The following is a 21,223-nucleotide window of genomic DNA, read 5'->3' as shown; positions in this document are numbered from 1 at the left end:
CTCAGGTGCGCGCGTGTCGGCCGCCGACCGGCCGCTCGGTCACGTAGGCGAAGGTGCTGTAGGAGATCCGCCGGTCCGAACCCTCGGTCCGGTCGAGCCGGAAGCCCGGCTCGTCGGCGGGTCGCTGCACGATGAACGAGAACGCCGTCGTCTGCCTGCACAGCCGGGCATCGTAGGCGTTGAGCCGGACGTACAGGTCGGGATGAGTTGTCCGGCAGGCATTTACCTCCAGGAGCACCCCGGCGGCGTCCGCCAGATCGAACATCGGCAACCCCCACATCTCCCAGTAGATATTGCGCGGGTGCGGATCGTCGGTGAATTCCACCGACAGCGGCCACTTGTTGTCCAGCGCGTACTGGATCTGCGCGGTGATCTCCTCGTCGGTGAAGTCGGGCAGGTAGGAGAAGGTGCCCTGGGTGATGCGCATGGTCGCTGTCCTTCCGTCAGACCGTGGTCGGTGTCGCGACAACGTCTGGGGTGTCGGTGGATTCGTAGTTGAAGGTGATGTCGCCCCAGGTCGCCAGCGCCGCATCCAGCGCGCGATTGCGCGATGCGGCCTTGCGCAGAATCTCGGGGCCCTCCTTGAAGTAGTCGCGACCCTCGTTGCGCGCCTTGACCATCGTCTCCAGCGCGACCCGATTCGCCTCCGCGCCGGCGGCAATGCCCATCGGATGGCCGATCGTGCCACCGCCGAACTGGAGCACCACGTCCTCGCCGAGGTAGTGCAGCAGCTGATGCATCTGGCCCGCGTGGATGCCGCCCGACGCGACCGGCATGACACCGGGCATCGAGGCCCACTCCTGGTCGAAATACAGGCCTTTCGCCGGGTCGGCCTTGACGCTGTCCAGTCGCAGCGTGTCGTAGTAGCCCGCGATGACGTGCGGGTCACCCTCCAATTTGCCGACGACCGTACCCGCGTGCACATGGTCGACACCGGCCAGCCGCATCCACTTCGCGATGACCCGGAAGCTGACGCCGTGCGACTTCTGCCGCGTGTAGGTGCCGTGACCGGCCCGATGCAGGTGCAGCAGCACGCCGTTGGCACGGGACCAGTTGGCCATCGACTGGATCGCGGTGTAGCCGACGGTCAGATCGATCATCACCACGATGGAGCCGAGTTCCTGTGCCAGCGTGGCTCGTTCGTACATCTGCTCCATGGTGGCGGCGGTGACGTTGAGGTAGTGGCCTTTGATCTCGCCGGTCGCGGCCTGGGCACGGTTGACGGCCTCCATGCAGAACAGATACCGGTCGCGCCAGCGCATGAACGGCTGGGAGTTGATGTTCTCGTCGTCCTTGGTGAAATCGAGCCCGCCGCGCAACGCCTCGTAGACGACCCGCCCGTAATTGCGGGCGGACAGACCGAGTTTCGGCTTGGTGGTCGCGCCCAGCAGCGGGCGGCCGAACTTGTTGAGATGTTCGCGCTCCATCACCACCCCGTGTGCCGGGCCCTGGAAGGTCTTCACGTACTGGGTCGGGATGCGCATGTCCTCGAGCCGCAGCGCCTTGAGTGGCTTGAAGCCGAACACATTTCCGATGATCGAGCTGGTGAGGTTGGCGATGGAGCCTTCCTCGAACAGGTCGATGTCATAGGCGATCAGGGCGATGAACTGCCCCGGCGCGTTCGGAACCGGCTGCACGCTATAGCACTTGGCTTGGTAGTGCTCGAAACTGGTGAGCCGGTCGGTCCAGACCACCGTCCACGTCGCGGTGCTCGACTCCCCCGCGACCGCCGCGCCCGCCTCCTCCGGCGGCACCCCCGGCTGCGGGGTGATCCGGAAGGCGCACAGGATATCCGAGTCCTTGGGCTCGTAATCCGGCTGCCAGTAACCCATTTCGGCGTACGGGATAACCCCGGCGTTCCAGCGGTCTGTCATGGCTCGAATACTCCTCGCGGACAATGAAGCTGTCCATGGAGAGTTTTCCGCGAATACTTCAGTGATTACTTCATAATTAGCCCCCTCACCCGTCTGGGTGATGTGCGATCGGCTGCCCGCTCGTAGATTCGAGTTCTGTCGAACCGATCGGGAGGACCTGCATATGCGCACGTGCCGGGAGATCGCGACCCAATTGATGGCGCCCGGTAAGGGGATACTCGCCGCCGACGAAAGCATCGGCACCATGTCGACGCGGCTGGAAAACGCCGGTGTCGAAGGGACAGCGGAGAATCGGCGCGTTTATCGCGAGCTGTTGGCGACCACGCCCGACCTCGCTAATGGCGTCTCCGGCATCATTCTGTGCGACGAAACGCTCAATCAGCACTGCGACAGTACTCCGTTCGCGCAAGCACTGCGCGATCTCGGCATCCTGCCCGGCATAAAGGTCGATACCGGCGCGAAAGCGTGTCCCGGCCTGCCCGGTGAAACAGTGACCGAGGGCCTCGACGGACTCGCCGCCCGACTCACCCGCTACGCCGAACTCGGTGCGATGTTCGCGAAGTGGCGTGCGGTCTACGCGATTACCGACAGCACGCCGACCGCCGGTGCCATCGCCGTCAACGCCTCCGCCCTCGCCCGCTACGCCGCCGCCTGCCAGGAGGCCGGGCTGGTGCCGATCGTCGAGCCGGAACTGGTGATGACCGGCGGCCACTCACAACTCCGGTGCGCGGAGGTCACCGCCGCCATCCACGCGGAGGTTCGCACGGCCCTCGAGCTGCTCAACGTCGACCTGGCGGGGATGGTGCTCAAGCCGAACATGATCGTCGAAGGCGCGGACAACCCCGATCGGACCGCTCCGGCCGACGTCGCCGCGATGACCGGAAACGTGTTGCAGGCGTGGCCCGACCACCTCGCGGGCGTCGCCTTCCTCTCCGGCGGCCAGCCACCCGACCGCGCCACCGCGAACCTCGCGGCGCTCCAACATCTTTGCACCCCATGGCCGTTGACCTTCTCGTTCGGCCGCGCTCTGGTCACGCCCGCACTCCTGGCCTGGCGCGGCGACGCCACCAGATACACCGCAGGCCAGTCCGCGCTCGCCGAGCGGGTGCGCGCCAATGCCGCAGCAGTTCGGCTGCGCACCGAACTCCAGCGCACCTGACCGATGACGACCAACGCTCGACTACGCGCGCTCATCGAACTGGATGCCGCAGGCTCGGTGCGTGGCGCGGCCCAGCGGTTGGTGGTCACCGAATCGGCGGTGTCCTCGGCGGTGAGCGCGCTGAGCGCCGAGGTGGGCACCGCGCTGGTCGATCGGCACGGCCGCGGGGTCCGGCTGACCCCGGCCGGGTTGACCTACGTCGATTTCGCGCGCCGCATTCTCGGATTGCACGACGAGGCGGTGCTCGCGGCGCGTGGACGGGCCGATCCAGAGCAGGGGTCGATTCGGATGGCGGCGGTAGTCACCGCGGGCGAGCTGTTGATACCCGCGCTGCTCGCGTCGTTTCGGGCGAAGCATCCCGGCGTGGTGCTGCGGCTCGAAGTCGCGCCCGGACGACGCATTTGGCCGCTGCTGACGCAACACGCGGTCGATCTCGTCGTCGCGGGACGTCCGCCGGCCGACCTGCGGAACGCGAGGGTGCGGGCGGTATCGGTGAATACCCTGGTTGTCGTCGGGCCGCCGGATATCGCGGCGGAATTCGAGCTCGCTCGCGCGACTTGGCTATTGCGCGAGCCGGGTTCCGGCACTCGGGAGACCACCACGACATTGTTGCGCGAACTCGAAGTGGCGCCACCACAATTGATGCTGGGGTCGCACGGGTCTGTTGTCGCCGCAGCCGTGGCCGGACTGGGTGTCGCCCTTGTTTCTTGCCAATCTGTCCGCCGCGAATTGGATTCCGGCGCACTCGTCGAACTCGACGTGCCAGGTACCCCGCTGCACCGCCCATGGCATGTCGTCAGCCAAACGACGGCAACGGCATCCACCGAACTTCTGGTCCAGCATTTGACCGCGCATCGCGAATTGGGTTGGCTCCCCCCGGCCGCCACCCCGCGGGGGGATGGAATGGCATGCCCGAAAGGGGATGCTCGACAGTTATGAAGACTCCGACAATGCGGCAACGAATTGCCTACAACCTCGGCCGCGAACTCCCCGCATACCTTCATGATTGGGTCTTGCACGACTTGACCGGACCGTACGCCATGGAACGGTATCTGGTCCGATTCATTGTGCCGTTCATTCCGCTGTACGGGTTCGTCCTGCTTTTCCCCGGTCCGATGCACATCAAGTGGCAGATGATCGTGATCATGGCCGTCCCGATGGTCGTCTTCACGGTGGCGCACAGCTACGTGTGGCGGCGGTTCCGGCTCACCCAGCACGGACTCGATCCGGGGATCGTCGACCGCAGCAAGAGCACCGCGTACGAGAAGGAGCGGTATCGGATGCGGTACGGGCACTAGCGATTTCGCCTAATTCTGCCCAGGAGGTACGGGTCATGCTCGCCGATCACACCACGCTCGTGCAGTTCCTCATCGAGGAGCGGCGGCGGTATCCCAGCGCCAGTGGCGATTTGAACGCGCTGATCCTCGAGGTCGCGCTCGCCTGCAAGGCCATCGCGAATCGGGTCGCCAACGGCGCGCTGGCCGACGTGCTGGGTTCGGCGGATCGGACGAACGTGCAGGGCGAGGTCCAGCAGAAGCTCGACATCGTCGCGAACGACTACTTCCTGCGCGCGACCGAGTGGAGCGGACAGGTCGCCGGCATGGTGTCCGAGGAACTGGCGGAGCCGTACGTGCTGCCCGCGGGTTACCCACGGGGGAAGTACCTGTTGCTGTTCGACCCACTCGACGGGTCCTCCAACATCGACGTGAATGTCTCTATCGGCAGCATCTTTTCGATCCTGCGCGCACCCGAACCCGGGGTGGACGCGAGCACCGAAGACTTCCTCCAGCCCGGCACCGCACAGGTGTGTGCCGGGTACGCGATCTACGGTCCGTCCACCATGCTGGTGCTGACCGTCGGCACGGGTGTGCACGCCTTCACACTCGATCGCGGGCTCGGCGAGTTCATCCTCACTCGCCCGACGATCAAGATCCCGCGCACCGCCTCCGAATTCGCCATCAACGCGTCGAACCAGCGCTTCTGGGAACCGGCCGTGCAGCGCTATGTTAACGAATGCCTGGCGGGCAAGCCGGGTCCGCGCTGCAAAGACTTCAATATGCGGTGGATCGCGTCACTCGTCGCCGAGACACACCGAATCCTCACTCGCGGTGGCGTTTTCCTTTATCCCCGCGATTCGAAGGACCCGGCGCGGCCGGGCCGGCTCCGGCTGCTCTACGAGGCGAACCCGATGTCGTTCCTGATCGAACAGGCCGACGGTGCGGCGAGCACCGGCCGCGAACGCGTGCTCGACGTGGTCCCGGACGGTCTGCACCAACGCATCCCGTTCATCTTCGGCGCGACCGAGGAGGTGGCGCGCATCGACCGCTATCACCGCGAGCACAACGACAGTGCCTGCGCCTGGCCGCTGTACGGCAACCGCGGCCTGTTCCGAGCGGCCGGTTGAGGCAGGTTTTCCGCCGATGTCGCGCATGCATCCGATCGTCTCGGTGACCGGTTCCTCCGGCGCGGGCACCACCTCGGTGATGCACACCTTCGAGCAGATCTTCCGGCGCGAGCACGTGAACGTGGCCTTCGTCGAGGGCGACAGCTTTCATCGTTACGACCGCGTGGCCATGAAGGCCGCGATGGCCGAGGCGCAAGAACGCGGCGACCATGCGTTCAGCCATTTCGGCCCTGCGGCAAACCTTTTCGGCGATCTCGAGGAGTTGTTCCGCCACTACGGCGAGACCGGGTCCGGCAAGATCCGCCGCTACCTGCACGACGCCGTGGAGGCGAAACCGTATGGGCAGCAACCGGGCACGTTCACCCCGTGGGAGGAACTACCCGCCGATTCCGACATGCTGTTCTACGAGGGACTGCACGGCGCGATCGTCACCGACGAGGTGGACGTCGCCGGGCACGCCGACCTCCGCATCGGGGTGGTCCCGGTGATCAATCTCGAATGGATCCAGAAACTGCACCGCGACAAGATGGTTCGCGGCTACACCTCCGAAGCCGTCACCGACACCATCCTGCGGCGGATGCCCGACTACCTCAACTACATGTGCAGGCAGTTCTCCTGCACGGACGTCAACTTCCAGCGAGTCCCCGTGGTGGACACCTCGAATCCGTTTATCGCCAGGACGATTCCGACGGCCGACGAGTCCTTCTTGATCATCAGATTCCGCGACCCGACCAACATCGACTTCTCCTACCTGCTCGGCATGCTGCACGACTCGTTCATGTCGCGCCCGAACACCATCGTCTGCCCCGGCGGCAAAATGGACCTCGCCATGCAGCTCATCTTCACCCCGATGATCCTGCGGCTGCTCGACCGCCGCCGCGCCGAACTCGGCGCGCGCTGACCCACCGCTGGCCACCAGGCGTAATACGCGCGTATTATGGCTAGTGTGGGTTTCGAGTGGCCTGATTGGGCGTTGGACATGCTCATCGGGATCTCTCCGAACGAGGTGATGCAGGTGCTGACCAAGCAGCGACGATGGCCACGGCGTGGCCGGGGCACTGCGGGCATGGAGATGCTGACGATCTGGGGCCGGACGGCCGCGGGCCGCCCGCTGATCGTCGGCCTGCGCCAGGCCGAACCCTGGCAATGGCAGATCGTCGCCGCCCGACCGATGAGCCCGGAGCAAGTAACCGAGTTCGAAAAGTGGGAACAGGAGAACCAGTGATGGGCGACAACAACTTCCCCACCACCCCTCAGGGGGTGGACGAGTTGATGGACAGCCTCGTCTTCGATGACGCCCCGGTGCGCGAGGCCGACGTGCCCCCGCCCATGGCCCCCGGCGAGGACATCATGGTGGTCCGATCCCTGCGTATCCCCCTCGACATGGACCAATCCATCAAAGCCGAAGCCCAGGCCCGCGGCATAACCATGAGCGAACTCATCCGCGACTGGCTCGCCATCGAACTCGCCGCCCTCGCCGACGACCAACCCATCTCCCGCGCCGACGCCCTCCGCGCCCTCGCCGGCGTCCGCCCCATCCACCACCGCGCCAGCTGACCCCCGCCAGCACAATCTGCACCCTAACTCGGGACCTGCACTGGCTTTAGGGCCCTATTCCGAGTGCATGTCCCGAGTGTGAGTGCGGATTTCGGGCTACAGCGTGAGCCGGGGCGGGCAGCGGAGTCCGCACGCTCGCTGAGCGTGCCCCGCGCGCTGGCAGCCGGAACCGGCGCAGACCGGAGTCGGCCCGAGCCCGTCCACCGATCTCACAGAACTTCCACACCCCTCACAGCAGCTATAACCGCTGTGAGGGGTGTCCACACTCTGTGACACCCCTTCATGCCGCCACCGGATGGGGGCGATGGTGACGGTGGGGGTGCGCTTGCCGTCTGGCTAGGCTTGATGGCTGCGCAACAACGTGCGTTCGACAGTGCTGAACTGGGGAAACGTTGGGTGAACTGTCGGTGAGTAGAGGCTCGACGTTGCGTGGGGATTCGCACGTCGACCGGCCGTGTGTTCTTCGGGGGCGGCAGCTACCAGTGCAGCGTGAAAGTAGTCACGGCTAATTCCTGGCGAATTGCCTTTAATCTTCCCTCAACTGGTCGTACGACCAGTTTCTGTTTCAGCTCCACACGTCTGTGCTCATAGCACCTCTCTTTCTAGGAACCAGCAAATGAGAAGCATCCTCCGTTTGTCGCGCACGGTCGCGGCGATGATGGCAGCCGGGATTGTCGGATTTGGGCTCAATGCCGCGGTGGCCGTTGGGGATCCGGGATCGGTCTCGGAGACGCACTCCGCCGATACGGTCGGATACGGTCCGGTGCTGACCGATGAGGCCGCGGCCTTCGCCTACGGACTCGTCAATCCGGACGTCGCGCCGCAGGGGTCTAACAACTGGGCGTGCAAGCCCGACGACGCCCACCCGCGCCCGGTCGTCCTGGTGCACGGGACCTGGGCCAGCGCTTTCGGCGCCTACTCCTACATGTCTCCGCAACTCGCCAAGGCGGGCTACTGCGTCTTCACCTTCAATTACGGCCGCGCCAATGTCGCGGGCGCGGGACTCAACCAGCCCACCATCGGCGCCACCGGCTACATCGAGGATTCCGCGAAACAACTCGCCGTCTTCGTCGATCGCGTGCTCGCCGCCACCGGAACGGGACAGGTCGACATGATCGGGCACTCGCAGGGCGGCGTAGTGGCACGCCAGTACCTGAAGTTCGAGGGCGGCGCGAACGCCGACGACCCCGCGGCGAACAAGGTGAAGAAGCTCATCACCTACGGCGCCACCAACCACGGCACCACGCTCAGCGGCCTCGGCAGTCTCCTCGGCGTCTTCAAAGACACGATGGGACTTGATCTTTCGACCCCGACCGAGGCGCTCATCGGCCACGCGGGCATCCAGCAGCTCATCGGATCGCCGGTGCTCACCAAGCTCAACGAGGGCGGCGACACGATGTCCGGCGTCGAGTACACCATCGTCGCCGACCGCTACGACGAGGTGTCCAGCCCGTTCACCCGCACCTACCTCACCGCGGGCTCGGGCGCGACGGTCGACGACGTGCTCCTGCAGGACGGCTGCGTGCAGGACATCTCCGACCACAACTCGATGCTCTACTCGCCCCGCGCGGTCTCCCTCGCGCTGCGCGCGCTCAACCCGGCCACCCACCCCGCGCCGGTCTGCTCGATGAATCCTTGGCTGCTCTGAATAGTCGCCTCGAGCCATTTTCTGATCTCGTCGGTCAACGGAATCGGGGCGTCGTAGTGCATCAGATGCCCCGAACCCGCGACCAACCGGAGCGTCGCACCGGGGATGAGATCGGTCAGTTTGTGGGCTAGGGCAGCGAGGATCCAGATGTCCTCGCTGTCCCACAGCACCCGGACCGGGATGTCGATCCCGCCGAGTCGCTGCTCGTTCTCCTGTACGAATCGTTCGTCATAGTCGGCGATCTGCGGATCACTGCCACAAAACGGCAGTGGCAGCCCCCATTTCCGTCGGGATCTTCACTAGGGTGAGGTGGCGCGCCTGGGCCGTGGACGTCCTTACGGTGCAACGACATCCGGAGGGGTCCCGATGAATGTGCTGGTGTTGGGCGGATACGGGGCGGTCGGCGGGCACGCGGTGCGACTGCTGCGGGCGGACGGGATGTCGGCGCTGGCCGCTGGGCGGGACCCGGCGCGGGCGGATGTGGTGCTCGATCTGTCCGATGTCGACAGTTTCGTAGCCGCGTTGGATGGTGTTGCCGCCGTGGTCAATTGCGCGGGCACCGAGGACATCCGGCTGGCCGGGGTGTGTGCCGGGCGTGGGATTCCGTTCCTCGACATCTCCGCCACCAGCGAATACGTACACAGCTTGGAGAGTGTCACCGGGCCGATCGTGCTCGGAGTGGGGTTGGCACCCGGTTTGACCACCCTGCTCGCCGCGGACGCCTTGTCCAGCCACCGAAGCCCGGTCGACATCGTGATCGGACTCGGATCCGGCGAACACCACGGGGCCGCCGCGACCGCGTGGACCTACGGCCTGCTCGGCAAACACTTTCTCGATCCCGACGGCACCCCCATCCGCAACTTCACCAGGCCGCAGCGCTTCGACGTGCCGAAGGAGTCCGGATACAAACCGGCCTCAGCCCTGCGCGCCGATTTCGCCGACCAGCACCGCCTCACCCGCGAATTCGGTGTTCCGGTCCGCAGCTATCTGCGGATGGACACGCGACTCGCCACGCTCGGGCTCGGCATGCTCACCCGAGCACCCGCGTTGCAGTCGCTTGCGCCGAAACGGATGCCGGGCAGCGACAAGTGGATGGTGCTCGCGCGCTCGTCGAACGGGTCGTCACTCTGGGCAGCGGGTCGCGGTCAGTCGCTGGCAACCGCCGTCGTGGCCACCGCGGCCGTGCGGGCGGCCGTGCGGCGCCAGCCCACCGCGCCCACCTGGATCCACGAAATCCTCAGAATCGATGACCTGCGGGACACCTTGCGCGACAACGAGATCACTCTCGGCGGCTGATCGGACGCGGTGCCGGCCGCCAACGGCCCGACCCCGCGTCCGTAGCGACCATCGCCAGCCCAACTGGCGACTGACTATGCACGCTCAGCGTGCATAGTCGGCCGCGAGATTTCGACGCCACGAAGCCACGCCGGCCGCCTACGCGTACCAAGCGACCGGCACCCACCCCGATCGATGTAAAACCACAAATGCGCTGATCAGCGGCGTGTCGGCGAGCCGACGCACCCGGCCTGCTGCCAGGATGGGGCACGCAAAGGGGCAACGTTGTCTGACGCTCGTCGAGGAGAGGTATGTCGCGTCGCCGGCTTGTCGGCATCGTTGTTCCATTGTTGCTTCCCTTGATTCCCGTTGTGGCGCACGCTGAGACCGTGGCCGATTCCAGTAGATATGTGAATCCGTTCGTCGGGACGCAGGATGGTGGGCCCGATTTCGGGCACGGCGGCGGAGCGGGGATGACGTTCCCGGGCGCGGTGACGCCGTTCGGGATGATGCAGTGGAGCCCGGATACGGTGCGCACCGCGGGCGGCGGGTACAAATACGAGGACAACCGCCTGTACGGGTTCTCGATGACGCACATCTCCGGCCCCGGTTGCACTGGCGCACAAGACTTTCCGGTGCTGCCGGTGTCCGGGATCATCGGCCGGTCACCGGCCGTCGACGGCGCGGGATACCTGCAGACCTTCGATCACGCGAACGAGCAGGCCAACCCGGGCTACTACCGCGTCACCACCGACTCCGGCGTGCAGACCGAGCTGACCGCGTCGACCAGGGCGGGCGTCGCCCGCTTCACCTTTCCGCAGGACAAGCCGGGCACGCTGCTGCTCGACGTCACCGGCTCGGTGAACGGGGTCGACGACGCCGAGATCACCATCGACGGCAACTCCGTGTCCGGCTGGGCGCTGACCGGCGGGTTCTGTGGCGCGCGCACCCGATATCGGGTCTACTTCCAGGCCACCTTCGACCGTCCGATCACGGCGTCGGGCACCTGGAAGGACAACGTCATCAAGCCGGGCTCGACCACCGCCCGCGGCGCGGCACCCACGCGTCGCACGAATTCCGGCGACATCGCGAGCAACGGCCTCGGCACCGGTGCCTTTCTGCAATTCGACTCGGCGCAGCCGGTGCAGATGCGCACCGGCCTGTCTTACGTCAGTCTCGACGGCGCTCGCCGCAACCTCGCCGCCGAGATCGGCACGAAGGACTTCGACACCGTCCGGGTGGACGCGCGCGACGCGTGGCGGCGCAGGTTCGATCAAGTGCAGGTGACCGGCGGTGATCCGGATCGGTTGCGCACCTTCTATTCCGCGCTCTATCACGTGTTCCTGCAGCCGTATATCTTCGACGACGTCGACGGCAACTACACCGGATTCGACGGCAAGACCCACCAGGTGCGGCCCGCGGCGCCCGGTCAACCCGCACACCACTATTACGCCACCTTCTCCGGCTGGGATATCTACCGCAGCGAAGCCCAGCTGCTCGCGTGGCTGGCACCCGACGTGGCCTCCGATATCGCCCAATCGATGTACGACAACGCACACGTCCTCGGCGACGTGTGGGACCGCTGGTCACATCAGAACACCATCACCGGGGTGATGAACGGCGACCCGTACCACTCGGTCGTCGCCACCGCATACGCGTTCGGGGCCGACGACTTCGACGCCGAGGACGCGCTCGACTCGATGGTCGCGGGCGCCGAACGCGTCGGGGAGAAGGCCGGTTACACCGAGCGGCCGAACAACGACGAATACCAGCGGCTCGGCTGGGTGCCCGGCCAGGTGTCCGACACGCTCGAGTACAACATCGCCGACTTCGGCATCTCCCAGCTGGCCGACCGGCTCGGCAACCGCGCGGTCAGCGACAAGTTCCTGCGTAGCGCACACGGCTGGCAGCACCTGTACAACCCACTCACCGGCTGGCTGCAACCCCGTTCCGCCGAGGGCTTCTTCGGGCTGCTGTACGACCCGGCCGGCACCGACGGATACGTGGAAGGCAATGGCGCGCAATACCATTGGATGACCTTCCAGGATGTCCGCGGCCTCTTCGACCTGATGGGCGGCCGAGCCAAGGCGGCCGGGCGGCTGGACGCCTTCTTCACCCAGTTGAACGCGGGCCCGCATGCGCCGTTCGCCTATCTCGGTAACGAGCCGACGCTGCAAACTCCGTGGCTGTACGCGTGGGCGGGGCTGCCCTACCGCACGCAGGACGTGGTCCGCCGCGCTCGCAGCGAACTGTTCGGCCCGACCCCGAACGGGCTGGTCGGCAATGACGATCTCGGCACCATGTCGGCCTGGTACGTTTGGGCCTCGCTCGGGCTCTACCCCGTAATCCCCGGCCGCGCTGAACTTTTCGTGCACACGCCGGCATTCTCGAAGGTGGAGATCCGGCGCTCGTCCGGCGAGCAGTTCACCATCAGTGCCCCCGAGGTCGATGATGCCGCACCGTACATTCACACGTTGCAGGTGAACGGTGAGAACACCACCAAGGCGTGGTTGCCCGAATCCTTCGCCGTGTCCGGCGGTCGCCTCGACTTCACCTTGAGCACCGAACCCGGTCCGGACTTCGGCACCGCCGAAGCCGACGCGCCACCCTCGTTCGGCGTTCCTCACTAGCGGTAACTGGTTCGATCATCGGATGTTAGGAGGTGTGCCGACTCCTGCGTAATGCGTTCTGCTGGCCGCAAACTGGCCCGTAGCTCGCCCGACGCGCCCACTATAGAAGAGGGCGCGGAGGATGAAGGTTTCGGTGGCTAGTGATGTGAGCAAGATCGTCGGTGTCGTCGAGCGGATCGACTCGTTTCCCACGGTGGATGAATTGAGCGAGTTCGTCGACAAGTTGGCCGACGCGGTGCCGGATCGGCTGACGGTCGCCGAAATCGGCAGGTCACGCGGGGGTGATCCGATTCGCGAGGTGCGGGTCGGGTCGGGGGCACGGCAGGTGGTCGTGATCGGGAATCCGCATCCGAACGAACCCATCGGGATGGCGACGATCCAGCACCTGCTCGGCAGGCTGACCGCGAACGACGCGCAAACCTTGGGCGCCACCTGGCATTTCGTGCTGTGTCTGGATCCGGACGGCACCCGGCTCAACGAAGGATGGTTCGCCGAGGCGCGCACCAGGACCGGCGTCGCGCGCGGTTTCTACCGTCCGCCCGCCGCCGAGCAGCCCGAGTGGTGCTTCCCGACTCGTTGGCGCGGAAACGATGTCGGCACGCCGCTGCCGGAAACCCGGGCGCTGATGGGCTTGATCGATCGGACCCGTCCCGCGCTGATCGTGTCGCTGCACAACGCCGATTTCGGCGGTGGATTCTTCTACACCACCGGCGGCGATCGCGATTACTGGACCGGACTCACCGACCAGCTGACCACCTCGGGCGTGCCGATCTATGACGGCGAACCCGACGTGCCTGGCGCCAGAACCTGGGCGCCAGGGGTTTTCGAGCTTCCGACGTTCCAGCGGATCGCCGAAACGTTGACCGCCGAAGGTGTCGAGCCGCTGGCGATGATGTACGGCGCGGGCATCCGCGACTACGCGGCCCCCTACGGAACCGCCCTGCTGGTTTGCGAATTGCCGTTATGGGTCGATACCCGGGTCACCGACGACACCCCGAGCGATCACTCCCTCGCCAGTGTCCTGTGTTCTACCGCAACCGCTTACGAGGAAATCGCCGACATCGTCCTAGGCGTACTCGACCGACTATCCGAACGACTGACCGGCCGAAGCCCTTTCGAACGCGCCCTCACCGACACCGTCCGAGCCCTACGCGGCAACGCCACCGCCAAACGCTCCGCCACCGAATCCCGCACCGCAACCCGCGGCGAAATCTTCATCGAAAACTACGTCTGGGTCGGCGTAGCCCGCCTGCGCGCCGGCGGCATGCTCCAACGCCTCCTCGACGAGGAGACCCGCCACGCCCCCACCACCGAAATAGCCACCGAGCGAACCAATTTCGCTGCCATCTTCGAAAAATGGTGCACCGACATAGAAACCAACGCCCCCGGCCACCCCATCCCAGTCCACCGCCTGGTAACCATCCAATCCTCGGCAATCTTCACCGCCGCCAGCCGCCTCCACACCAACCTCCCCCTGTGATGCCTGCCGAATTCCATCATCCGACCGCGATCGGTGACGGAATCAGCCACAAATAGCTGGCTGGCTGGTAGCTGGATATCCGGTCGAGTGAGCTGGGATCATGATTCTCGACTTCGATGATTTTTACACGACCTCGCCGGTGCCCTGGGATATCGGCGAGCCGCAACCTGCTGTTGTTGCGTTGGAACGGGCGGGGCGGATGTCCGGTGCTGTGCTGGATGTTGGCTGTGGCCTTGGTGATAACGCGATCTACCTAGCTCAGCGGGGTTACCGGATGACCGCGATCGACGCCGCTGCGCCTGCTATCGACTTGGCACGGCGGCGAGCGGTGGCGCGCGGGGTGGACGTCGAGTTCATGGTTGCTGACGCCACCAGGCTCGATGAGTTCGGCGGACGGTTCGATTCTGTGCTGGACAGCGCGCTCTATCACTGCCTGAGCGACGGGCAGCGCGCACAGTATGTCGCCGCCTTGCATCGGGCCACGAAACCCGAGGCATTGTTGAGCATGTTGTGCTTCTCCGACGAGACGATCGGCGGACTGCCTGCGCCATTTCCCGTGTCACAGAGCAGTATTCGCGACACGCTGACCGCGGGCGGCTGGGCCGTCACCGACCTGACCGCGGGTGAGGTGCTCGCGGTGGCCGAGTCGTCTCGCGACTTCTTGACGCAGTATCCGAACGTCGTGATCGATGCCGAGGGGCGAATTCCCATGCCGGTCTGGGTGATTCAAGCGCGTCGGGTGTAGACGCCCAGCGTGCGCGCCCCGGCCGAACAGCCGGGGCGCGCAGTCGGGTCAGTAGCCGAACTGGCGCAGGATCGGCCCGCAGACGTGCCATTCGTCGCCGCCGTCGTGGGCCTCGTGGGCGAGGTGCGCGACGTACCACATGACGATGTCGGCGCCATCGGTGTTCTCGCCGTTGACATGTCGCCAAATCTCGTCGTCGTTCGGGCCGCCCAGCGCGCCGCCGAGATCTTCGGGGCCGTGGTAGGCGGTGATCGCGACGTCGAGCCGGGAGAACCAGTCGCTGGCGCCGTCGAACGGGCCCTTGTCGATGAGGAAACCGCGGCCGGTGCCCTTTTTGAGGACGGCCCAACGGTTGTCGCCGATGTGGATCGCGGACAGCTCGCTCGTCCGCGGGATCCAGCCGGGGCCGTAACCCCAATCCTGGCTTGTCAGTGCGTGTTGCAGCGCGAGGTTGTTCGCGGCGCCGTCGATGTCCCAGTCGAATCGCCAGTAGGTGTGGTGGCGATGGTTGGCCGGGTGTTGCAGGCCCGCGCTGTACAGCTGCGGCAGGATGATGCCGTCGCTGCGGAAGATCCACCGGTTGAGCAGCCGGTAGCGGCCGATGACGTGATAGCTCTCGACCACGAGGAACCGGTAGTCCGGGTTGGTGCCCTCGTAGACCGCGACGGGTCGCTGCATGTTGCCGCTGCTGAGCTGATCTTTGTACGGACCGCCCGCACCGCCGTCGTATTGCACCCGAATCATCGGCAGGCTGGCGCGATGCAGCACCTTGACGCCCTTGTAGTAGACGTCGCGGAAGGCGATGGCTTCACTCTTGCCGTCGAGCACCTCCCACAGGAACCTCCAGACCGGAGCCTCCGGTGGCCAACTCACTGTTCCCGAACTGCTCATGACCGTGCCTCCGGGATCAGGCCGACCTCGGCGACGTCTTCGGCGCTCAGATCCACGATGGCGAACGCCGTCGGCACCCGCCGATCCGCGGGCCCGAACCGGAGGTCGACGAGCCGATGCCGGCACCGGGAGCTGTGAAAATTCACGTCCTCGACGATCAGCCCGGCACCGGTGCCGACGTCGATGCCCTGTTCCGTCAGCCGGCCGTCGCGGCGGACCAGTTCGATGGCGCGCGCCTCCTCGGCCGCCGACACCGCGGGCGGGGTCTGTGTCGTGTGCACCTCGACGAGCGAGTGCTCGGCCACGTCGACGACCGCCTCTACGACGATGTCGTCGGAATAGTTGTAGAGGACGACCACCGGATACTCGCTGTCGCGATCCAGGAAACGTGTTCCGACGCTGATGATTTCGTAGCGCTTGCCGTCGAGCAGGCGGTTGACGCCGGGCAGCGCGAGCGCGACGTGCGGCGCGACGGACGCGGCTTCCTCGGCTGCCGTGAGGTCCCGCTCCCCCGAATCCACCGGCGTCGTCGGTACCGGCGGGAGGTACTCGCTCCAGTCGTGTGCGTCGGTGAATTTCGGATCGATGACGGGTCCGAGATCGGTGATTTCGGTTCGCAGGAATCCCGGCGGCGGGAGGGTGAATCTTTCGGCCATGAGCGCACTCCATGCTCTTGGTAACTGCTGCGCGGTCTTCCGCACGCCCTCATCCTTCGACCGCCCGCCGCCCGGGTCGCGAGTACAGCTGTACTCCACTTGCGGCTCCCCACCATCTGGGGAACGCAGGTAGCCGAGCCCGCTGCCAGGGCATTCACAACGCGTTCACCTGCGCACCGCGCGCGGGCAAGGGCGCGGCCATACCCTGCCGTCGTCCATGACAACGATCGACAAGCAGGGAAAGGTTTTCCGAGTGCAGTCGAGAATCGCACGACTCGTCCTGACCGCTGTCGCCATGCTGATGGCAATGAGCGTCCTCGGCGCGGGCACCGCCGCCGCCGCGCGCACCGACGGTATGCAGAGCTACAAAGGCATCGATCCGGAGCAGTGGCTCCGGGATGTCGACACCGCACTGTCCACCGCCTCCGCCGATCTGCGCGGCCGAGTCGCCCAGGGCGGCAAGCTGGCCATCGTCTTCGACATCGACGACACCACCCTCGCCACCGATTTCGCGATCGACCGCGACAATATTCCGGCGGTCGACGGTTCGTTGAAACTGGCCAAGGAGGCCGACCAGAGCGGCGTCGAGGTCTTCTACATCACCAACCGCAACTACGCCTCGACCAACTCCCCGTCCAAGACGCGAATCGCGTTGGAGCGGGCGGGATTACCCGTGCACACCATCTACCACCGCACGCCCGGCGACTCCCGCGGCAAGCAGGAAATGAAGACGGCCTACCGCGCCCAGATCGAGGATGACGGCTACACGATCATCCAGAACGTGGGCAACAACTGGACCGACCTCAACGGTGGCCACGCCGAACGCACCTACAAGCTCCCCGACTACGACGGCAAGCTCCAGTAGTCCCGGGTGGGACATCGCGCGCCGCGATGTCCCACACAACGGGACACGAACAAGCCGCTGACGTGGCGATTCAACAGTCACGGTTTCGTAACGGCGTCGAGTGCGTACTGAGAGAGGTATGACATCGACGGATCACCGACCCGCCCGGATCGCCGGCGTGGAGCCGGGGACCGCGGTGCTGGCATTCGCTACGTGCCTTGCCTTTTCGATCGGCATTGCCGCTCTGACGCAGTCTGCTACCACCACGGTCCTCGCGTTCGCCAGCATCGCGGCCGGGCTCGCACTTGTACTGACCATCTTGCCGCACAAGGCATAAACCCCTTCTCGCCTCCACTACCGCTGCGACACTGAGGTTTGATTCTCGGACCCGCGCTATTCGGAGGCAACATGCTGTCCCTACAGGAGATTTCGGACCGTCTGGAGATCCAGGACCTGATGGTCCGGTATTCCCACGCGGTCGACACCGGCCAGTGGGACCAGTTGGACGACATCTTCACCGATGACGCGCACATCGACTACACCGCGATGGGCGGCTCGGTCGGCGACGTGGCGGCGACGAAGAAATTCCTCGCCGCCATGCTGCCGAATTTTCCCGCGTTCCAACACTTGATCAGCAATTCCTCGATCACCGTCGACGGCGACACCGCCACCGGGCGGACCATGTGCCACAACCCGATGATGCTGTCCGGCGGTGATGGACCGCCGAGTCTCATGCTGTGCGGGCTCTGGTATTTGGATACGTTCGCCCGCGTCGACGGTCAGTGGCGGATCGCGCGGCGGGTCGAGGAGAAGAGTTACATGTTCGTCGCGCAGGCCCTGCCCGGCACGAGCTGAATCGCCCGGCACCAGCTGAATCGCCCGGCACGAGCTGAATCCATCAGCCGACGATCGGCAGGCCACGCTCGTCCGCGAGGTCGCTCAGCGCCTCCTGCATGACGCCGGTGACGTGCTCGTAGGCCGCCTCCAGATCCAGCTCCGGCCCGAGTTCGGCCCGCAGATCGATCGGTTCGAGGAACTCGACGGTGACCTTGCTCGGCAACGGAATGTGCCCGGCGAGATCGCCGATATTGAGTCCCCACGGCAGGGCGATCGAGATAGGAAATACCTTCAGCCGCAACATCTTATCCAGCCGCAGCAGCCGGGCCAGTCCGTCGCCGCGCGACAGCATCAGCGCGGTCTGCTGAGCGCCCATGTTCACCATCGGCACGATGGGCACGTTCTCGTCCCAGGCCAATCGGAGGAAACCGGTCCGGCCCGCGAAGTCGATCTCGTCTTCCTTCCAGGTCGGCCGGTGCACCTCCCAGTCACCGCCGGGATACACGAGCACCACGGCCCCGTCGCGAAGCACCTGCCGCGCGCTGTCCGGGTCCGCACCGACCGTGCCGAAGCGGCGCAACAACGTACCGATGACCGGATAGGCCATCACCATGTCGTGCGCCAGCTGATAGAACGGGCGGTGCGGACCGAACCGGCGCACGAACGCCAGCGTCGCGACCATCACCTCCGGTGAAACGTTGCCCCCGGAATGATTGCCGACCAACAGGACCGGGCCCTCGGCCGGAATCCGGTCGAGACCGCGGACCTCCGCGCGGAAGTACAACCGCGCGAGCAACCAGCCGGGACCCACTGTGTCGATGATGAATTCGGGATCCCGCTCGGCCGGATCGGCCGCGGGGACCCGCGCGTTCACCTGCTTGGACACCCAGTCGGCCGCCTGGTCGATCCGGTCGGTCGGCAATCGAAACCAGTTCATGGACAACGCCTTCCGGTGCTGCTTACGACTCGATCGACAACAGGCGCCGGAAGAAGCCCCGATAGCCGCGCAGTGCCTGACGCAGTTCCTCGGTATCCCCGTCCGTTGCGCCGGAGGTGCGCTCCTCGAGCACCCGCTTGCGCTCCGCGATGGCGGTGGTCAACTTGTAGATGATGTCGGTGACGATCTGATCAGCCTGGGTGACCGCGTCACGGGGGTTGTCGACGAAGGTGCCCTGCACCTCACGCCACTGGGTGCGGAGCTGGTCGAGGTCGGTGTCGGCGAACAATGGTGCGCCGACGTCGTCGAGCGAAGTCTGTTGCCGCTCAGCGCCGTTGCCCGAGGTGGTCGACTGGTCTGGAGTGGTAACCGGCGTGACCTGATCCGCTTCGGACTCGCCCGCGGTGGCTACCTGATCCGCCGCGGGCTCGCCTGCCGTGGTGGTTGCCTGATCCGCTTCGGCCTCACTGGTCGTGGTCGGTTGCGCGTCGTAATCGTAGTCAGCGGTGGTTGTTTCCGCGGGTTGCGCTTCGTAGTCCGCCGTGGTCGCCGAACCCTCGCCCGCGTTCGCCGACGTCGCCCGCTCCGCACCGTACTCCGTCGCGGTCGCGTGCTCCTCGCCGTATTCCGTAGTGCTCACGTGTTCCGGTTCGACATCCAAGTCCGTGTCGGCACGCGCGGAATCACCGTCATCCGGTGCCGCGCCAGCCTCAGCATGGTCGGCGTATCCGGTCTCTGATTCGCTTGCGACGCGCTCGGTTTCAGTTTCGTCGCGGTCCCCTTGCCAGGACTCAGAGCTAGCCTCATGCTCGCTCAGCGGAGCATCCTCGGTCGACTTGTCGGAATGCACGGTGCGCTCGTATTCGGTACTCATGACAGTGCTTTCTTGTCGTGCTCGGACTTCTTCTCAGCTGTCTTCTTGTCGTCGCCCGCACCATTGAGCAAGTCCTGGAACAACTCCCGGTAGTGCACGATGGCGGTGCGCCGGTCCTCGGTGGACACCTCGGTGCCGGTCGCCCTGGTCGCGATCTCGTGCGCGGCGCGGTAGTGGCCGAGCGGCTCCGCGTGCTGCACGGACAGGTCGGCGACCTGCTGGTCGAAATTTTCGGTGGGATAGCCGCGTTGGCCCATCACCGTCGTCAGCAACCGGTCGGCGGCCTGCAGCGCCTCGGCCGGGTCGTCGATGAACCGCTCCTGCACCTCGACCCATTCCGCGGTGTAGAGCTGCTTCTGCTCCGGTGTCAGCGCCCGCAGTTCCAGCTCGGCGTGCCGCTTCTCCCGTTCGGCCAGTTCACGTTCGGCCGCCCGGCGGTCGTCGTGTTCCTCGACCGTCCGGTCGTACTCGGGCCCGAACGTGCTGCGCAGCCGCTGCCTGCGCACCATGGGCCATACCAATAAGGCCGCGACCAACGCCGCGACGACGACCAGAACGATCACGATGATCAACACTCCAGACGACACCTGTACCTCCTTGCCGAGCCTGTCGTATTCGGACAGGGAATGCCTCGCCGCCAAGGTTCCAAACTCTTGATCTCACCCGGATGTCACCAATTGAGATTCCGCCCCGCCCACAGCTTTCCGCGATCCACCGGCAACACACCCACCACCCCGAACCCGACCGCGCGGTACCCCAGCGCCAAGTCAAATCCGACGCAACTGGCCAACCGCGTCTACGCCCCCGCGCCCCGCGCACCCTCTCGCCGCACGCCCACTCACCCGCGCAAGCCCTCGCCCGCCGCGCACCCCCTCGCCCCACCCCCTGTCGCCGCGCGCCTTCTCGCCCGCCGCGCACAAAATTGCCAGCAATTACATGCGCAGCGGCACAACTCATGCGCGGCAGCTTCGGCCGAGCGCGGCGGCACAACTTGTGCGCGGCAGCATCGGCCGACCCTCGAGGCGCACGCCCGCGCCCTCTCGCCGCACGCCCCTTTCGCCCGCGCAAGTCCTCGCCCGCCGCGCACGAAACTGCCAGCAATTACATGCGCGGCAGCATAACTCGCGCGCGGCAGCACAACTAATGCGCAGCAGCTTCGGCCGAGCGCGGCAGCACAACTTGTGCGCGGCAGCACGACTTGTGCGCGGCAGCACAACTTGTGCGCGGCAGCACAACTTGTGCGCGGCAGCACAACTTGTGCGCGGCAGCAACGGCCGACCCTCGAGGCGCACGCCCGCGCCCTCTCGCCGCACGCCGCTTTCGCCCGCGCAAGTCCTCGCCCGCCGCGCACGAAACTGCCAGCAATTACATGCGCGGCAGCATAACTCGCGCGCGGCAGCACAACTAATGCG

Annotated in this window: 22 protein-coding genes; 15 read left to right on the top strand and 7 right to left on the bottom strand. The window is 65.8% G+C overall.

Annotated features, from left to right (window positions below; translation table 11 throughout):
- Position 1 precedes the first annotated feature (1 nt).
- On the bottom strand, positions 2 to 427 hold the full coding sequence (locus ACFWF1_RS40865) for a ribulose bisphosphate carboxylase small subunit (RefSeq protein ID WP_379283574.1): 426 nt from the start codon (positions 425 to 427) through the stop codon (positions 2 to 4).
- A gap of 16 nt (positions 428 to 443) precedes the next feature.
- A complete protein-coding gene (locus ACFWF1_RS40860) occupies positions 444 to 1,874 on the bottom strand; it encodes a form I ribulose bisphosphate carboxylase large subunit (protein WP_379283572.1) in 1,431 nt (476 codons plus the stop codon).
- Positions 1,875 to 2,037: 163 nt separating this feature from the next.
- Here ACFWF1_RS40860 and ACFWF1_RS40855 point away from each other — a divergent pair, with 163 nt between their 5' ends.
- From ACFWF1_RS40855 to ACFWF1_RS40800, 12 genes are all read left to right on the top strand, one after another.
- Positions 2,038 to 3,033: a class I fructose-bisphosphate aldolase gene (locus ACFWF1_RS40855; RefSeq protein ID WP_379283571.1), complete on the top strand. Its 996-nt coding sequence runs from the start codon at positions 2,038 to 2,040 to the stop codon at positions 3,031 to 3,033.
- 3 nt (positions 3,034 to 3,036) lie between these two features.
- Positions 3,037 to 3,972, top strand: coding sequence for a LysR family transcriptional regulator (locus ACFWF1_RS40850; protein ID WP_379283570.1), 936 nt, complete (start codon positions 3,037 to 3,039; stop codon positions 3,970 to 3,972).
- 11 nt (positions 3,973 to 3,983) lie between these two features.
- Complete coding sequence (locus ACFWF1_RS40845) at positions 3,984 to 4,331, top strand: DUF5313 family protein (protein WP_379283568.1); 348 nt, start codon at positions 3,984 to 3,986, stop codon at positions 4,329 to 4,331.
- A gap of 35 nt (positions 4,332 to 4,366) precedes the next feature.
- Entirely contained in the window at positions 4,367 to 5,437 is a 1,071-nt protein-coding gene (locus ACFWF1_RS40840) for a class 1 fructose-bisphosphatase (protein WP_379283567.1), read from the top strand.
- A 16-nt stretch (positions 5,438 to 5,453) separates the two neighbouring features.
- Positions 5,454 to 6,338, top strand: a complete 885-nt coding sequence (locus ACFWF1_RS40835; RefSeq protein WP_379283566.1) for a phosphoribulokinase — start codon at positions 5,454 to 5,456, stop codon at positions 6,336 to 6,338.
- Positions 6,339 to 6,383: 45 nt separating this feature from the next.
- Positions 6,384 to 6,662, top strand: coding sequence for a hypothetical protein (locus tag ACFWF1_RS40830; RefSeq protein WP_357389697.1), 279 nt, complete (start codon positions 6,384 to 6,386; stop codon positions 6,660 to 6,662).
- Positions 6,641 to 6,994 (top strand): hypothetical protein, encoded by a 354-nt coding sequence (locus tag ACFWF1_RS40825; RefSeq protein WP_379283564.1) that lies wholly within the window; start codon positions 6,641 to 6,643, stop codon positions 6,992 to 6,994. Before ACFWF1_RS40830 ends, ACFWF1_RS40825 begins: the two co-directional genes overlap by 22 nt.
- Positions 6,995 to 7,610: 616 nt before the next feature.
- Positions 7,611 to 8,642, top strand: coding sequence for an esterase/lipase family protein (locus ACFWF1_RS40820; protein ID WP_379283563.1), 1,032 nt, complete (start codon positions 7,611 to 7,613; stop codon positions 8,640 to 8,642).
- 366 nt (positions 8,643 to 9,008) lie between these two features.
- Complete coding sequence (locus ACFWF1_RS40815) at positions 9,009 to 9,938, top strand: hypothetical protein (protein ID WP_379283562.1); 930 nt, start codon at positions 9,009 to 9,011, stop codon at positions 9,936 to 9,938.
- Positions 9,939 to 10,228: 290 nt separating this feature from the next.
- Positions 10,229 to 12,547 (top strand): GH92 family glycosyl hydrolase, encoded by a 2,319-nt coding sequence (locus tag ACFWF1_RS40810; RefSeq protein WP_379283561.1) that lies wholly within the window; start codon positions 10,229 to 10,231, stop codon positions 12,545 to 12,547.
- A gap of 133 nt (positions 12,548 to 12,680) precedes the next feature.
- Positions 12,681 to 14,027, top strand: coding sequence for a M14 family zinc carboxypeptidase (locus tag ACFWF1_RS40805; RefSeq protein ID WP_379283560.1), 1,347 nt, complete (start codon positions 12,681 to 12,683; stop codon positions 14,025 to 14,027).
- Positions 14,028 to 14,127: 100 nt separating this feature from the next.
- On the top strand, positions 14,128 to 14,772 hold the full coding sequence (locus ACFWF1_RS40800; RefSeq protein ID WP_379283559.1) for a class I SAM-dependent methyltransferase: 645 nt from the start codon (positions 14,128 to 14,130) through the stop codon (positions 14,770 to 14,772).
- A gap of 48 nt (positions 14,773 to 14,820) precedes the next feature.
- On the opposite strand, the gene ACFWF1_RS40795 is transcribed toward ACFWF1_RS40800, so the two are convergent.
- Both ACFWF1_RS40795 and ACFWF1_RS40790 read right to left on the bottom strand, forming a co-directional pair.
- Positions 14,821 to 15,663 carry a hypothetical protein gene (locus ACFWF1_RS40795; protein ID WP_379283558.1) on the bottom strand — a complete coding sequence of 281 codons (843 nt, stop codon included), beginning with the start codon at positions 15,661 to 15,663 and terminating at the stop codon, positions 14,821 to 14,823.
- A complete protein-coding gene (locus ACFWF1_RS40790) occupies positions 15,660 to 16,319 on the bottom strand; it encodes a hypothetical protein (protein ID WP_379283557.1) in 660 nt (219 codons plus the stop codon). The genes ACFWF1_RS40795 and ACFWF1_RS40790 overlap by 4 nt, the downstream gene beginning before the upstream one ends.
- Positions 16,320 to 16,536: 217 nt before the next feature.
- On the opposite strand from ACFWF1_RS40790, the gene ACFWF1_RS40785 reads away from it, so the two are divergent.
- The 3 genes from ACFWF1_RS40785 to ACFWF1_RS40775 all read left to right on the top strand — a co-directional run bounded on the left by ACFWF1_RS40785 (position 16,537) and on the right by ACFWF1_RS40775 (position 18,018).
- On the top strand, positions 16,537 to 17,184 hold the full coding sequence (locus ACFWF1_RS40785) for an HAD family acid phosphatase (protein WP_379283556.1): 648 nt from the start codon (positions 16,537 to 16,539) through the stop codon (positions 17,182 to 17,184).
- A gap of 118 nt (positions 17,185 to 17,302) precedes the next feature.
- A complete protein-coding gene (locus ACFWF1_RS40780; protein ID WP_379283555.1) occupies positions 17,303 to 17,500 on the top strand; it encodes a hypothetical protein in 198 nt (65 codons plus the stop codon).
- A 71-nt stretch (positions 17,501 to 17,571) separates the two neighbouring features.
- The gene (locus ACFWF1_RS40775; protein ID WP_379283554.1) at positions 17,572 to 18,018 is read left to right on the top strand and encodes a nuclear transport factor 2 family protein; all 447 of its coding nucleotides are present in this window, start codon (positions 17,572 to 17,574) and stop codon (positions 18,016 to 18,018) included.
- Between the two features lie 43 nt (positions 18,019 to 18,061).
- Here ACFWF1_RS40775 and ACFWF1_RS40770 read toward each other — a convergent pair whose 3' ends face one another.
- From ACFWF1_RS40770 to ACFWF1_RS40760, 3 genes are read right to left on the bottom strand one after another with little or no spacing between them, the layout of a single operon-like run.
- On the bottom strand, positions 18,062 to 18,937 hold the full coding sequence (locus tag ACFWF1_RS40770) for a lysophospholipid acyltransferase family protein (RefSeq protein WP_379283553.1): 876 nt from the start codon (positions 18,935 to 18,937) through the stop codon (positions 18,062 to 18,064).
- Positions 18,938 to 18,959: 22 nt separating this feature from the next.
- Complete coding sequence (locus ACFWF1_RS40765) at positions 18,960 to 19,811, bottom strand: hypothetical protein (RefSeq protein WP_379283551.1); 852 nt, start codon at positions 19,809 to 19,811, stop codon at positions 18,960 to 18,962.
- Positions 19,808 to 20,398 carry a hypothetical protein gene (locus ACFWF1_RS40760; protein WP_379283549.1) on the bottom strand — a complete coding sequence of 197 codons (591 nt, stop codon included), beginning with the start codon at positions 20,396 to 20,398 and terminating at the stop codon, positions 19,808 to 19,810. The genes ACFWF1_RS40765 and ACFWF1_RS40760 overlap by 4 nt, the downstream gene beginning before the upstream one ends.
- Between the last annotated feature and the right edge of the window lie 825 nt (positions 20,399 to 21,223).

The sequence above is a fragment of the Nocardia sp. NPDC060255 genome (assembly GCF_042727395.1).
Lineage (GTDB): Bacteria > Actinomycetota > Actinomycetes > Mycobacteriales > Mycobacteriaceae > Nocardia.
Note: the sequence above shows the minus strand (reverse complement) of the source record. Positions and strands in the feature narration are given on the sequence as shown.